Raw genomic sequence first — 14,285 nt, forward strand, 5'->3', positions numbered from 1 at the left:
AATTATTTATCAGAATAGTGTCCCATTGCTGAAACTACAAAAACGGTTACAATATCGTCATCTACCCGATAAATCATTCGGTCTTTTTGATTGATTCGTCTTGACCAAAACCCCGAATATTCATGTTTCAATGGCTCAGGATTTCCAAAACCCTCATATGGATTTTCGGTGAGATCAATTAAAATTTTAGCAATATTTTTAATTGTAATCTTATTTCCTGATTTCTTATGCTTTTCAAGATCTTGATTAGCTACTTTAGTTACTTCAACCCTAAACTTCCCCATATATCATTTGGATCTAGTGTTGTTGTTTTGCCATTTTTAATATCTTCTTCTGCTTTTTTTATTTTAGCAACAAATGATGGACTATATAAATTTTCTTCTTTTGTAATTTTTTCAGAATCAGTTTCAATAATTTCTATACCATCAACACCTTTAAAGAAAGCTTCAAACATAGCCATGAATGCTTTTCCTGTTTTAGTACGTTCATTAACTTTAATAGTAGTCATAACTTTAGGTTTAGAATTACAAAGATACAAAATTCGTATAGGATTCATTTTAAAGTTCATTGCTTTATTCGTTAATTTGTTTATTCGAAAAAACGAAAAATGAAATCGAAGATTCACGAACACCATAAAAATAAAAACAGTGATTAAAATAAAAGAAATTCTTTCCTTACTCGAAGAAATGGCACCTTTAGCCTACGCTGAAGATTTTGATAATGTGGGTTTATTAGTTGGAGATCCTAAAACAGAAGCTACCGGTGTTTTAGTTTGTCACGATGCTCTGGAAAGTGTTATTGACGAAGCCATTGACAAAAAATGCAATTTGGTGGTTTGTTTTCATCCCATTTTATTTTCAGGATTAAAGAAAATCACGGGTAAAAATTATGTAGAACGTTCGATAATCAAAGCCATAAAAAATGACATTGCTATTTATGCCGTTCATACGGCTCTGGACAATCATCAATATGGAGTGAACAAAATATTTTGTGATGCATTAGGATTAAGCAACACAAAAATATTGATTCCGAAACAGAATTTTATTCGAAAACTAATCACTTATACCATTCCGGAAAATGCCGCAAAACTACGCAATGCCTTATTTGAAGCAGGTGCTGGAAACATTGGAAATTATGAAGATTGCAGTTTTAATTCTCCTGGAATTGGGACTTACATGGGCAATGAAAACAGCAACCCTGAAATAGGCGAGCGTTTCGAGTTTGTTGAAAATGAAGAAATCAAAATCGAAGTTACTTTTGAAAAATATTTAGAATCCAAAATTTTAAAAGCACTCTTTAAAAATCATGTTTATGAAGAAGTGGCTTATGAAATTTATGATTTACAAAATTCGCATCAGAATATTGGCCTGGGAATGACAGGAGAATTTGAAAATCCGATGCCTGAAAAAGAGTTTTTACTTTTTGTAAAAGACAAAATGCAGGCTGAAGGCATCCGTCATTCTGCCTTTTTAGGAAAATCAATAAAAAAAGTAGCCGTTCTGGGAGGTTCAGGAAGTTATGCGATAAAAAACGCTATTCAGTCCGGAGCCGACGCTTTCCTGACTGCTGATTTAAAATACCACCAGTTCTATGAAGCTGAAAATCAATTACTTTTAGCCGATATTGGACATTTTGAAAGCGAACGCTATACAAAAAATTATATTGTTGATTTTCTTAGGAAAAAAATCCTTAATTTTGCAATCATTTTATCTGAAGAAAATACAAATCCAGTTAAGTACTTATAGAATATGACTAATACGAAAGAATTAAGTGTTGAGGACAAGTTAAGAGCCATCTACGATTTACAATTGATTGACTCTAGAATTGACGAAATTAGAAATGTAAGAGGAGAACTGCCTCTTGAAGTGGAAGATTTAGAAGATGAAGTTGCCGGTTTAAGCACACGTTCTGAAAAATTGAAAAGTGAGCTTGAAGTAATCGAAGAGCAGATTAAAGCTAAAAAGAATAGTATTGAAGACCACAAAGAGGCGATCAAAAAATATACTAAACAACAAGAAAGTGTTCGTAACAACCGCGAATTCAACTCTTTAACTAAAGAGGTGGAATTTCAGGAGCTTGAAATTCAATTGGCTGAAAAGCAAATGAAAGAGATGAAAGCTTCTATCGAACATAAAAAAGAGATTATTGCTCAATCTAAAGAAAAATTAGAATTGAAATCAAATCACTTGAAACACAAAAAATTAGAGTTAGATGATATCATGGCAGAAACTGCTAAGGAAGAAGAATTCTTAACTCAAAAATCAGCTGAATTTAAAGAGCAAATCGAAGAAAGATTGTTAGCAGCTTACACCAGAATTCGTTCAAGTGTACGTAACGGCTTAGCAGTTGTTTCTATCGAAAGAGGAGCTTCTGCAGGTTCCTTCTTTACCATTCCTCCACAAACTCAGGTTGAAATTGCTTCCAGAAAGAAAATCATCATCGATGAGCATTCAGGAAGAATTTTAGTTGACAGTAGCTTAGCAGAGGAAGAAAAAGAAAAAATGGAAAACTTATTCGCAAGTATTTAATTATATTTAAGTCCCGATGGTTAATCGGGACTTTTTTATTATGAAAAAAATCCTTTATTATCTTTTTACCAAATCCATTGGTTTTTATATCAATGTACTTAGTTTTATTTTTCCTGAAAAAGCGAATCAGATTGCTTATGACTTATTTAGTCAGCCTCGCGATGGAAGATTAACCAAAGATAATTTACCCCAAATTCTTCTGGAAGCTAATAGAGAAACGTATCAGCACCAGGGTGAATATTTTCAAACCTATACCTGGAAAGGGAACGAAAATGTTGTTCTTTTAGTTCATGGCTGGGAAAGCAATGCTTCCCGATGGGAAAAATTACTTCCTTACTTAAAAAAATCCGGCAGTACCATTATTGCTCTTGATGCTCCGGGACATGGATTATCCAGCGGAAAGGAATTCAATATTCCGCAATATGCCGTTTTTATTGATATTATTGTTCAAAAATTTCAGCCTAAATATCTCATTGGACATTCATTAGGCGGAAAAACCTGTTTGTATTATCAGTCTACGTATCAAAATAATAACTTTGAAAAAATGGTGATTTTAGGATCGCCAAGTGATTTCAAAATTATTCTGAACAATTACATTAACTTACTTAGCCTAAATTCTAAAATCTCAAAAGGACTTGAAAACCACTATCTGCATCATTTTAATCTTCAATTAGAAAATTTTTCCGGCAAATCATTTGCATCTAAAATAAAAACAAAAGGATTTATTGCACATGATACTGAGGATACCATAGTCTTATTCGAAGAAGGAAAAAAAATAGCCAGCAGCTGGCAGGATGCCGTTTTTATTGAAACAAAAGGACTTGGACACAGCCTTCACGGAAAAGAATTGTACCAAAAAGTATATCAATTTCTGTTTGAATAACTTTTCAATTTCAAAATTCAATTTCAATGACAATGGCAAATCTGTTGTAACTCTATTTTAAAATTGATATTGCTATTGTTTTTTTTGCAATTGTCATTGTTATTGCCATTGCCATTATTATTGTATTATTGCTTACTTTTGCACTATGGAAGAAAATCTAAAAAGGCTCAATAAATTCATTGGAGAAACGGGGTTTTGCTCCCGCCGTGAAGCAGATAAATATATTGAAGAAGGTCGTGTTACCATCAACGGAATTGTACCCGAATTAGGCACTAAAGTTTCCCCTAATGATGAAGTACGTATTGATGGCAAACTCATTCATGAGAAAAATGAAAAACACGTTTACCTGGCATTCAACAAACCTGTGGGAATTGAATGCACGACCAATTTAGAAGTCCGCAACAATATTGTAGATTATATTAATTATCCAAAACGTATTTTTCCTATTGGCCGTTTAGACAAAGCCTCTGAAGGATTGATTTTCATGACTAATGACGGTGATATTGTCAACAAAATATTGCGTGCCAGAAACAATCACGAAAAAGAATATACCGTAACGGTTAACAAACCCATTACGGATAGATTTATACAACGAATGGGAAATGGAGTACCAATTCTTGACACGGTAACCCGAAAATGCAAGGTGGAACAAATTAGCAAAAACATTTTCAAAATCGTTCTGACTCAGGGTTTGAATCGCCAGATTCGCAGAATGTGTGAATATCTGGGCTACGAAGTTACTGCTCTGAAACGTATTCGTATCATCAACATTTCACTGGATGTTCCTGTAGGCCGTTACCGCGACTTAACAGATGCTGAAATCAAAGAATTAAACGAATTGATCGAACCTTCGAGCAAAACAGAAGAAGCCAGTTTACCCAAAACTGAAGTTCCTAAACGCCGAACCGAATTCATCAAAAAAGACGATCCAAGGTTTAAGAAAAGAGGGGATTATTAATTCAATAATCCCTTTAATATTTTATCCAATTCTTCGGCATCCGGATGAATGGCTAAAATTATACCTCTAGCATCAATAAGAAAAGTCGAGCCTCCGGAATTAGAAATATTGTATTTATCCCAAATTCTATTTTTATTTTCCAGTTCGATAAGATTCAGCCACGGATATTGGTCTTTTTCAATTGCTTTTACAAAAGCATTGGTGTTTTTAAATTCATTAGCTACCCCAAGAATCACAAATCCCTTTTCTTTGTATTTTTCATATATAGGAATATAACTTTTACTGGTTACTCTGCAAGGTCCGCACCAGGAAGCCCACAAGTCAATTAAAGCTACTTTACCAGCAATTACATCTGAAGCAATTATATTTTTTCCATCAATTGTAGGTGCGGAAAAGTCAATATACATTCCTCCCACTTTTACTGTTTTAATGCCTTCTAAAATCTCATTGATTTGTTTTGTATAAGGATGCAAAGGATATTTTTTAGAATAAATTTCGAATATATTGGACAACACATTTAAATCGGTAGTTTTTTTATTTTGTTTGTACCACCTTACATTATTCAATAAAAGGGAATACGAAAAAATATCCTGATTTGTTTTTACATATTTCACTTCCCAATCAAATTTTATTCTTTGAATAGAATCCATCTTGCTTTTTAAAAACCATGCTCTGGAACTATACCCATTTTCTGTCTCCAATAATTCATCTCGCAAACGGTAAAGTTCATTCAATTCCAAATCTTTTTCATGACCTTTAATCTTATCCATAATAGTATTTACCGCTTCACTAAAATATTTTTTTGATTCCCAAAGAGAATCAAGTTCTTCATTAAAAGGTTTTGCTATAGGTTCAAAAACTTTTTTTTGCTCATTTTTATAAGCAAGCATTTTGTTTGTCAAATTCCCTCCGGAGATGGTATTTTTATCAAAATCTTCTCCTGTAAATAAATTAAATTCAACCGCTCCATCTTCTGCAAAAAAAGAAATGGGTCTGAACATAGCATTCTCTAATTCTTCACCTAAAATCAGAGTATACTTTTCAGAGAAAGCTGTTTTTAAATCATACTCAAAGTATCCATCTGTAATGGGGATTTTCACTCCGCTTTTAAAAGGATTATCTTTTTCAGTAACCAGCATTAAATAAGTTGATTTCCCACTATTGATTTTTCCTTTTAATTTAGAATTAACGTTTGTGATTGTTGTTACAGCTTCTTTTTTGAGGTTTCCTGAACTCTCAATTGGTTTGTCTTTTTTTTGCTGCGAAAAAACAACTGCGTTGCCAATAAGAAAAACGAGAATTATAAAGTTTTTTTTCATTAGGTTTATTTCTAATAGTAGCTTTCAAAAGGCTAAATATACTATTTTTCTAACAAAAAAAAATCCAAAAAAGAAATCGATTCGATTGTACGTTATTGGATTTTAAATTTTAAAACAATTAATTAACCTTTTCTTCGAATTTTAGTAATCTTCATTCTATACTAAGCATATAATTTTGCTGTTGAAATTAACCTACTGCAATTGAAATTCTCAATACCCCACATTCGCGATTTCAGAATCCAGATATTCCTGTCCTTCTCTGTAATGATAGTTTTAATTTTAATTTGGTTTCTACTCTATCTCACTATAGATCGTAAAATTGACAACCTCAATGATTTTAGCTATAAATCCTATCGGGTTTCCCAGGATTTTAGTGCGAATATCAAACGCTTCCAAACGTTTTTATTGTATGGTTACAAACAGGAAGATTTCTATGTAAACCATAGCCAGAAAGACCTTAAGGAATATATTTCGAATTTAAAAGAGCAAAAATCGGAGATAAATTTACTTTTCAAACAATCTAAAGAACTTAACATTGGGATCAATGAAAAACGCATGTTTAGTCTTTTTGACAAAATTGATTCCCTTATTTCTGATGTGAATTTATACAAAAAGATAGCACTGGTACGGGGTTTTAAGGATTATGGAATTGAAGGCAAAATGCGTGAAAAAGCACATTCATTAGAAAAAGAAAAAAAATTAAAACCTGCTGTCATATTACAATTAAGACGTCATGAAAAAGACTACTTAATGCGTAATGAAACTGACTACATAGAAAGTTTTAAGAAACTATACAACCACACCATAGCATCTCCGGAAATAGATAGCAATACAAAGGGAACTTTAAAGGCTTACAAAGACTATTTTGATCAATTAGTTTCACTAAGCAGCAAACTGGGACATTCGCAAAATCAGGGTTTAAATGGTGAAATAAATCAGCTGAACGAGGAAATAGAAACTGTATTCATCGAAATTATAAGTTTTAACGAAAAACAAATCAGTCATTTAAAAACCAATTTGTTTTACTTTCAACTAGGGCAAAGCTTGCTGATGATTGCGATTGCCATTTTTTTATGTCTCTATATTTCCAGGTATTTCACTAAGGACATTCAGTTGCTTTCATTAGACATATCTAATTTTATATTATCGAATTTTAAAAATACAAGTACTCATTTAAACCATAAATCATCAATTAAAGAAATTGATTATTTGCTGAATAGCTATAAAATTCTAAAAGAAAAGCTAGCCGAAAATGTAGTTTCACTCGAAAAAAACACGGAAGCTGCTAATAATACAGCCAAATTTAAGACGCTGTTTTTAGCTAATATGAGTCACGAAATCCGTTCACCGCTAAATGGCGTTATCGGAATGCTGAATATTCTTAAAACAAGTCCGTTGAATGCAGATCAGTCTGAATATATTGAAATTGCCGAACATAGCGCTAACCATCTTTTAGGCATCGTAAATATGATTCTGGATCATTCTAAAATGGAAGCAGGAAAACTCAAACTGGAAGAAAACCCTGTTCATCTCAAAAAAGAATTATCTAAATTAATCCGTCTGTTTGAGTACCGTATCAAAGACAAAAACATAGCCTTACATTTTAAATTTGATGATGCAATCGAAAATAATATTTTATGCGATAATTTACGATTGCAGCAAGTATTAATCAACCTTTTGGATAATGCCATTAAATTTACGGCTGTTGGTGATGTAAAACTGGAAGTCCGATTTATTAAACGAAAAGAAAATATTCAATATTTAAATTTCCGCATTATGGATTCGGGAATAGGGATTGATGTCAATAAAACCGAACAACTTCTTTTAGCCTTTGAACAAGCCGATTTAACAACTACCCGAAAATACGGCGGAACAGGACTTGGTTTAACCATTTCCAACCAATTAATCCGCTTGATGGGAGGTTCCAAATTAAATATTATAGCTTTAGAAGAAGGCGGTTCAAGTTTTAGTTTTGATATTCCTTTCCAGTTAAATTCAGCTTTAACTGTTGTAGAAAATCAAAATGATACATTTGTGCGTACTGATGAAAAAACAGTCAACAAAGCCTTGATTGTAGAGGATAATTTAATCAATCAAAAGGTTTTATGGAAACTTTTAGAAAAAATAAACATATCAGCTGACATAGCAAACAACGGAGTTGAAGCGGTTTCTTTATTCGAAAAAAATGAGTACGATATCATTTTCATGGATTTACATATGCCAGAAATGGACGGATTTGAAGCTACTAAAAAAATTCATTCATTGGCAAAATATAAATTGAAAAACATTCCGATTATTGCCGTAACCGCCAGCGCTTTTGATGAAGATAAAATAAAAGCAATCTCTAAAGGCATGGATGATTTTATCACAAAACCGGTTGTTTTAAAAAACCTGAAGGAAACAATTGTAAAACAAATGCAATTGCATGCTAATTTGTAAAAAAGCCCGGAATTACCGGGCTTATAGCTTATTCTTCTTTTAAATCAATCAGTTCATAATACAACACTTTAGATAAATAAGAAGCTTTTTTATTTTTTTGTAAATCATAATCAACCCATACATTTTCAATATTCTTTTCTTCAAAATACGCATCTCGTAATTCATTATTGTAATTCAGGCGAATTAAAAAATCAGGTTCTACACCTTTATCGACAGCAATGTTATAACGCGTAATCAGATTTCCCCAATTGACAAAACTACAAAGCAGAATCGTTCCATAGAAATACCATAACATTCGATTAAAAAGAAATGCATTTGTTTTTTGCCTGCTGATTTTTATAAAAGAAATCAAAAGACCAATTATTGCCAGAATCAAAAATGCATATACTCCCAATCTTTTATAGGTCAAACCAAAATACAACACATATTCAGAGTTTTTAATAATCGTACTCACTATTAAAACAGCGTTTAAGACAATCCACATCTTAGCCATTTTTTTAAGATTCTGGGCTTTTTCGTCAAAATTGAAGCCTCCTTTAAAGTAGAATAAAATTACGCCAATCGCCATAATTATTGAAAATATAACGGCTCTTACCCTTTCATGCGTATCCGAACTCAATTTTGATTTTTCGACAATTTCAAAAAACTGCTCATAATTATAAGTTACGATGAAAACGATGAGCAACGCATTGAGAAGAAATAAAGTAATTTCTCCACTTTTTCTTTCGAAATCAATATCCAGAAACGAAAACGAATTTTTATTTTCTGTTTTTACTTCCTCATTAAAATCATTCGCTAATAATTCATTTTTTTGATAACACACTTCCGGAATCCAATAATTCCAAAAAGTAAACGAAATATAAAATCCTAAAGCGGTAAGAAAAAAGGCTTGCCAGGCATCAATATCCAAGTAATAATCTGTAAATATCGCTGAAAAATGATCACTCCCAAAAGAATATACCATTAAAAACAACCCCAGAAACACAGCCGGAATTATAAAATAAGCAATTAATTGTTTGGCAAAACCGCTATTTACCTTTCGTTTGGGAATGTATTGACTAAACATTAATATCCGCCCGAGAGAAGCAAGTCCGTTGACAATTACCAAAGGAAATACCTGCAACAGTTTAAGATTGGGTTCCTGTGTTTTAAATTGCAGAAAAACAACAGACAAAGCCATCGCTAAAAACGATGGAAAATCGGCATACCATGCAAAAGCAAAACAGGATAGTATGGATGTAATCACTAAAACCAAATGCAAACGGCTAACCAGCTTTTCCTTAAACAAATAACAAATTAACCCGATTTGCACTAATCCGAAAATGGCCCAGTTGAGTCCCAAATCTTCGTTGTAAAAAAGCAATGTAAATAACAAGCTGCTGCCTAAAATAATAGATAATTTTTTCATAGTTTTAATTTTTAAAAGTACTTTGTAATTCAAAGTTATTAGTCAAAAAAAAGAGATTATTTAGCGTTAATTAATTTTTCAAGATAATTCAAGTGTTCCTTAAAAGCTACTCTTCCCAGATTAGTTATTCGGTAGGATGTCTTCGGTTTTTTACCGACAAATTCTTTCTTAATTTCGATATATTCTGATTTTTCTAAAGCAGCAGAATGGCTGGCTAAATTTCCATCAGTGATGCTTAACAAAGCTTTCATTTCGGTAAAGTCCACCCAATCGTTAACAATAAGGACAGACATAATTCCTAATCGTACACGGCTTTCAAAATTTTTATTTAATTTATCGATAATTCCCATGAACTATTTGTATTTTTTAAAAAGGATAATTCCATAAAAAACATGCAGGATTCCGAAGCCAAACATCCAAAAATACAATCCTTTCCCCAGAAAAAACAACGATAAACATCCCAAAAAAGCTTCAGAAATTCCTAGATATTTTATATCTGAAAAAGTATATTTCTCAGCATTTATCAATGCTAATCCGTAAAATATCAATGTTGACGGTGCTATAAATGCAATAAGATTATGATATAAAAGAGCGGTACAAAAAATACCTCCTATAAATAATGGCAAAGCAAGATTAAACAACAGATTCTTAGAAGAACTGGTCCAGACGGGCAAATTGTTTTTTTTGCTTTTTCTAACCGTAAAAAAAACACCAAAAGAAACAGCAAATATTAAAATTAGTAATGCAGTAACAACAAGTTCTTTTATTAGATCAATATTGTAAACTCTCCTTTCGGCTGTTAAATAATCAATCCCGTAATTTTCAAATAAAACACACACATAAGCTCCGCCAATTAATGCTGTTATACCGGCAAAAATCCCTGATAAACCACTTAATGATATAAATCGGGAAGAACGCTCCATCATGGAACGAATATGCAATAAATCTTCTTGATGTTTCTGACTCATGATTAAAGTACTTTGAAATACAAAGTTATTTTTTATTTTGAAATAACAAGCAGGAATTTCATTTTTTTATTAATAAAAACAAAATTCCTGCTATCAGTCTGTCCGGAAGCCCTTTAAAGACTTAAAACCATCTCTTTCTTTTGAACAAAAACACCCCAAAAAGAGATAACAAAAACGAGATAAAAATAATAATCCATAAGCCGTACGGATTGTTTTCTAAATTATTAGGTACATTCATTCCGTACAAACTTGCAATTAAAGTAGGAATCATCAATATGATAGAAATAGAAGTCATTTGCTTCATAATGGTATTCATATTATTAGAAATCACCGAAGCATAAGCATCCATGGTACCCGTTAAGATGTCACTGTAAATATTAGTCGTTTCCTGAGCCTGACGCAATTCAATTTCTACGTCTTCTAACAATTCCGGATCAAAATTTTCTCTTTGTGATTTTATATTTCGAATACGGTGCAACAAAATATCATTTCCTTTTAATGAAGTCATGAAAAAAACCAGACATTTTTCTATTTGTAATAACGCCTGCAATTCTTCATTTTTGATAGATTTTTCAAGGTTGTCTTCAGCTAATTTAATTTTCTGGTTGACTTGTTTCAGGTACTTTAAATACCAGACACTGGAAGACAATAACAGTTTTAAAACCAAATCAAAATTATCTTTGATATCAATTCGCTTGCGTTTTGTAAAAGCAACAAAATCAGTGAGCATCTCCGTTTGCTGAAAACTAATAGTTACACAAATTTCTCCCTTAAAAACAATTCCCACAGGAATAGTCTGAAATGGTAATTTTACATCCTTGCTTTTAACCGGAATTCGGAGGATAATTAAAGTCCAGCCATTTTCGATCTCAATACGCGGTCTTTCGTCTAAATCCTCTATATCATTATAAAAAGCTTCCGGAATCTCGAGCTCATCAAGAAGGTACTTTTTTTCTGCTTTTGTGGGACATTCTACGTTAATCCAGCAGTTAGGAATCCACGCTTTAATCTCTGTTAATCCGTTATTATTTTTGTAATATGCTTTCATTATAAAATGCTATAAAAGGGTTAATAGCATTTTGAATAATGTTTCAAATGCTATACTAAGATGTTGTCTCCAAATAATAATAATCGTCCATTGGAAAGATTGTTTTTTAAAAGTGCTGCAAAAGTAGGCTTTAAATTTAGTTACGACAGCATATCTAATCAACTTTAAGCAATTTTTAAGACATAAAAAAAGCCCTAAACTTTCGTTTAAGGCTTCTTATATTTATAGTAATCTCTTATTTTCTGCTTCTGATTTTTCGAGCTAAAAGTGTGTTTTGCAATAACATCGCAATAGTCATTGGGCCTACTCCACCCGGAACTGGTGTAATGAAAGACGATTTTTTACTTACTCCGTCAAAATCAACATCTCCTTTGATAACATAACCTTTAGGGTTTGATGCATCATCCACACGAGTGATTCCCACATCAATAATAACCACACCATCCTTTACCATATCGGCTTTTAAAAATTCAGGAACACCTAAAGCAGTAATAATAATATCCGCATTTTTAGTGTATTCTTCTAAGTTTTTAGTACGACTGTGTGTCAGTGTAACTGTTGAATCTCCGGGATATCCTTTACGGCTCATTAAAATGCTCATTGGTCGACCCACAATGTGGCTACGTCCAATAACTACAGTATGTTTTCCGGAAGTTTCTACTTTGTATCTTTCTAACAATTGCATGATTCCGAATGGTGTTGCAGGCAAAAATGTTTCCATTTCCAAAGCCATTTTACCAAAGTTAGCCGGATGAAAACCATCCACATCTTTGTCAGGATCGATTGCCATTAAGATTTTTTCCTCATCAATATGTTTAGGTAAAGGCAACTGAACGATGTAACCGTCTAAATTGTCATCTTCATTCAAATCTTTGATCTTATTCAATAAAGCTGCTTCAGTAATATCTTCAGGCAAACTTACTAATGTAGAATCGAAACCAATTTGCTCACAAGAACGCACTTTACTTCCTACATACGTTAAACTAGCTCCATTAGTACCAACAATAACTGCGGCTAAATGAGGTACTTTTTCGCCATTGGCTTTCATTTGTTGTACTTCAGCTGCAATTTCTTTTTTAATGTCTTCCGAAGTCTTTTTTCCGTCTAATATTTGCATTCTTTTTTAAGTTTAAAGTTTAAAGTTCCAAGTTTCAGGTCTCACCAACATGAAACCTGAAACTTTAAACAAAAATTATTTCATTCCCGGCATTCCGCCCGGCATTCCTTTCATTCCACCCATCATTTTCATCAGGTTTTTTCCGCCTGGTCCCTGCATCATCTTCATCATTTTGCTCATTTGGTCAAACTGTTTCATCAACTGATTAACCTGCTCTATTTTAGTACCGGAACCTTTAGCAATTCTTGCTTTTCTTTTTACATCAATCAAAGCCGGTTTTTTTCTTTCAATAGGAGTCATAGAATGGATAATTGCTTCAATGTGCTTGAAAGCATCATCTTCAATTTCTACATCTTTCATGGCTTTAGAAGCACCCGGTATCATTCCTACCAAATCTTTCATGTTACCCATTTTCTTTACTTGCTGAATCTGAGTAAGGAAATCATCAAAACCAAATTCATTCTTAGCGATTTTCTTTTGTAATTTTCGGGCTTCTTCTTCGTCAAATTGCTCCTGAGCTCTTTCAACTAACGAAACAACGTCTCCCATCCCAAGGATACGCTCTGCCATACGATCCGGATAGAAAACATCAATGGCTTCCATTTTTTCGCCGGTACCAACAAATTTTATCGGTTTATTGACAACTGATTTAATAGATAAAGCAGCTCCACCACGGGTATCACCATCTAATTTTGTTAAAATAACACCATCAAAATTCAGGATATCGTTGAAAGCTTTTGCTGTATTCACCGCATCTTGTCCCGTCATCGAATCCACAACAAATAAAGTTTCCTGAGGCTGAATTGCTTTGTGAACACGTGCAATTTCGTCCATCATTTCTTTATCTACTGCTAAACGACCCGCTGTATCGACAATTACAATGTTAAAACCGTTAGCTTTAGCATGCTTAATCGCATTTTGTGCAATTTCAACCGGATTTTTATTCTCCGGTTCTGAATACACTTCAACACCTATTTGATCTCCTACTACATGCAACTGATTAATTGCCGCAGGACGGTAAATATCACAAGCCACAAGAAGTGGTTTTTTATTCTTTTTTGTCTGAAGATAATTAGCTAATTTTCCTGAAAAAGTAGTCTTTCCTGAACCCTGTAATCCTGACATTAAAATTACTGAAGGTGTTCCCTGCAAATTAATTCCGGCAACATCGCCTCCCATTAATTCAGTCAGTTCGTCTTTAACTAATTTCACCAATAATTGTCCTGGTTGTAATGTAGTTAATACGTCCTGTCCTATTGCTTTTTCTTTTACACGAGCTGTAAAATCTTTAGCAATTTTAAAATTCACATCGGCATCCAGTAAGGCACGACGTACTTCTTTTAAGGTATCTGCAACGTTTACTTCGGTAATTTTACCGTGACCTTTTAGTATATGAAAAGCTTTATCTAATTTATCGCTTAAATTATCAAACATAATATTGTTTTTTTTGGAACTGCAAATATACTAAGAAGTTGCAAAGGTTCAAAGTGGCAAAGTAACAAAGTTTCAAAGAAGTTTTTCTTTTATTTCTATTCGAATAAAAACAAAAAAGAGGCTGGAAAAATCCAACCTCTTTTGACAAAAAAAATAAAAAAAACCAAGTAATTAACTTAATGA

General features: G+C 32.7%; 14 protein-coding genes. 5 read left to right on the forward strand and 9 right to left on the reverse strand.

The genetic code is table 11. The annotated features are described in order from the left end of the window. Positions 1–2: 2 nt before the first annotated feature. Both BUB89_RS00200 and BUB89_RS00205 read right to left on the reverse strand, forming a co-directional pair. Positions 3–284, reverse strand: a complete 282-nt coding sequence (locus BUB89_RS00200; protein WP_073240679.1) for a Txe/YoeB family addiction module toxin — start codon at positions 282–284, stop codon at positions 3–5. Next, on the reverse strand, positions 260–508 hold the full coding sequence (locus BUB89_RS00205) for a DUF2683 family protein (RefSeq protein WP_073240681.1): 249 nt from the start codon (positions 506–508) through the stop codon (positions 260–262). The genes BUB89_RS00200 and BUB89_RS00205 overlap by 25 nt, the downstream gene beginning before the upstream one ends. 142 nt (positions 509–650) lie before the next feature. Here BUB89_RS00205 and BUB89_RS00210 point away from each other — a divergent pair, with 142 nt between their 5' ends. The 4 genes from BUB89_RS00210 to rluF all read left to right on the forward strand — a co-directional run bounded on the left by BUB89_RS00210 (position 651) and on the right by rluF (position 4,369). Continuing rightward, complete coding sequence (locus tag BUB89_RS00210) at positions 651–1,745, forward strand: Nif3-like dinuclear metal center hexameric protein (protein WP_073241794.1); 1,095 nt, start codon at positions 651–653, stop codon at positions 1,743–1,745. Positions 1,746–1,748: 3 nt separating this feature from the next. Continuing rightward, a complete protein-coding gene (locus tag BUB89_RS00215; protein WP_073240684.1) occupies positions 1,749–2,528 on the forward strand; it encodes a zinc ribbon domain-containing protein in 780 nt (259 codons plus the stop codon). Positions 2,529–2,568: 40 nt separating this feature from the next. Further along, positions 2,569–3,411, forward strand: coding sequence for an alpha/beta fold hydrolase (locus tag BUB89_RS00220; protein WP_073240686.1), 843 nt, complete (start codon positions 2,569–2,571; stop codon positions 3,409–3,411). A gap of 145 nt (positions 3,412–3,556) precedes the next feature. Further along, positions 3,557–4,369, forward strand: coding sequence for a 23S rRNA pseudouridine(2604) synthase RluF (rluF, locus tag BUB89_RS00225; RefSeq protein ID WP_073240688.1), 813 nt, complete (start codon positions 3,557–3,559; stop codon positions 4,367–4,369). Here the strand turns inward: rluF and BUB89_RS00230 are convergent. Next, a complete protein-coding gene (locus BUB89_RS00230; protein WP_073240690.1) occupies positions 4,366–5,688 on the reverse strand; it encodes a TlpA disulfide reductase family protein in 1,323 nt (440 codons plus the stop codon). The two genes, rluF and BUB89_RS00230, sit on opposite strands and share 4 nt — an antisense overlap. A gap of 201 nt (positions 5,689–5,889) precedes the next feature. Between BUB89_RS00230 and BUB89_RS00235 the strand changes: the two genes are divergently transcribed. Further along, the gene (locus BUB89_RS00235; protein WP_141384423.1) at positions 5,890–8,127 is read left to right on the forward strand and encodes a response regulator; all 2,238 of its coding nucleotides are present in this window, start codon (positions 5,890–5,892) and stop codon (positions 8,125–8,127) included. A 28-nt stretch (positions 8,128–8,155) separates the two neighbouring features. On the opposite strand, the gene BUB89_RS00240 is transcribed toward BUB89_RS00235, so the two are convergent. From BUB89_RS00240 to ffh, 6 genes are all read right to left on the reverse strand, one after another. Beyond that, positions 8,156–9,535, reverse strand: a complete 1,380-nt coding sequence (locus BUB89_RS00240) for a DUF4153 domain-containing protein (RefSeq protein ID WP_073240694.1) — start codon at positions 9,533–9,535, stop codon at positions 8,156–8,158. A 56-nt stretch (positions 9,536–9,591) separates the two neighbouring features. Then, positions 9,592–9,885 (reverse strand): winged helix-turn-helix domain-containing protein, encoded by a 294-nt coding sequence (locus BUB89_RS00245; RefSeq protein ID WP_073240697.1) that lies wholly within the window; start codon positions 9,883–9,885, stop codon positions 9,592–9,594. A gap of 3 nt (positions 9,886–9,888) precedes the next feature. Beyond that, positions 9,889–10,503, reverse strand: coding sequence for a hypothetical protein (locus BUB89_RS00250; protein ID WP_073240699.1), 615 nt, complete (start codon positions 10,501–10,503; stop codon positions 9,889–9,891). Positions 10,504–10,624: 121 nt separating this feature from the next. After that, positions 10,625–11,551 carry a magnesium transporter CorA family protein gene (locus tag BUB89_RS00255; RefSeq protein ID WP_073240701.1) on the reverse strand — a complete coding sequence of 309 codons (927 nt, stop codon included), beginning with the start codon at positions 11,549–11,551 and terminating at the stop codon, positions 10,625–10,627. 235 nt (positions 11,552–11,786) lie between these two features. Next, entirely contained in the window at positions 11,787–12,668 is an 882-nt protein-coding gene (locus tag BUB89_RS00260; protein ID WP_073240703.1) for a bifunctional 5,10-methylenetetrahydrofolate dehydrogenase/5,10-methenyltetrahydrofolate cyclohydrolase, read from the reverse strand. 75 nt (positions 12,669–12,743) lie between these two features. Next, positions 12,744–14,102 (reverse strand): signal recognition particle protein, encoded by a 1,359-nt coding sequence (gene ffh, locus BUB89_RS00265; protein ID WP_073240705.1) that lies wholly within the window; start codon positions 14,100–14,102, stop codon positions 12,744–12,746. Positions 14,103–14,285 lie beyond the last annotated feature (183 nt).

Source organism: Flavobacterium flevense, from assembly GCF_900142775.1.
Taxonomy (GTDB): domain Bacteria; phylum Bacteroidota; class Bacteroidia; order Flavobacteriales; family Flavobacteriaceae; genus Flavobacterium; species Flavobacterium flevense.

Excerpts from the sequence above, each read along its gene's own strand:
- BUB89_RS00200 (WP_073240679.1), bottom strand. The coding sequence starts at position 284 with ATGGGGAAGTTTAGGGTTGAAGTAACTAAAGTAGCTAATCAAGATCTT.
- BUB89_RS00205 (WP_073240681.1), bottom strand. The coding sequence starts at position 508 with ATGACTACTATTAAAGTTAATGAACGTACTAAAACAGGAAAAGCATTC.
- BUB89_RS00215 (WP_073240684.1), top strand. The coding sequence starts at position 1,749 with ATGACTAATACGAAAGAATTAAGTGTTGAGGACAAGTTAAGAGCCATC.
- BUB89_RS00220 (WP_073240686.1), top strand. The coding sequence starts at position 2,569 with ATGAAAAAAATCCTTTATTATCTTTTTACCAAATCCATTGGTTTTTAT.
- rluF (WP_073240688.1), top strand. The coding sequence starts at position 3,557 with ATGGAAGAAAATCTAAAAAGGCTCAATAAATTCATTGGAGAAACGGGG.
- BUB89_RS00230 (WP_073240690.1), bottom strand. The coding sequence starts at position 5,688 with ATGAAAAAAAACTTTATAATTCTCGTTTTTCTTATTGGCAACGCAGTT.
- BUB89_RS00240 (WP_073240694.1), bottom strand. The coding sequence starts at position 9,535 with ATGAAAAAATTATCTATTATTTTAGGCAGCAGCTTGTTATTTACATTG.
- BUB89_RS00245 (WP_073240697.1), bottom strand. The coding sequence starts at position 9,885 with ATGGGAATTATCGATAAATTAAATAAAAATTTTGAAAGCCGTGTACGA.
- BUB89_RS00250 (WP_073240699.1), bottom strand. The coding sequence starts at position 10,503 with ATGAGTCAGAAACATCAAGAAGATTTATTGCATATTCGTTCCATGATG.
- BUB89_RS00255 (WP_073240701.1), bottom strand. The coding sequence starts at position 11,551 with ATGAAAGCATATTACAAAAATAATAACGGATTAACAGAGATTAAAGCG.
- BUB89_RS00260 (WP_073240703.1), bottom strand. The coding sequence starts at position 12,668 with ATGCAAATATTAGACGGAAAAAAGACTTCGGAAGACATTAAAAAAGAA.
- ffh (WP_073240705.1), bottom strand. The coding sequence starts at position 14,102 with ATGTTTGATAATTTAAGCGATAAATTAGATAAAGCTTTTCATATACTA.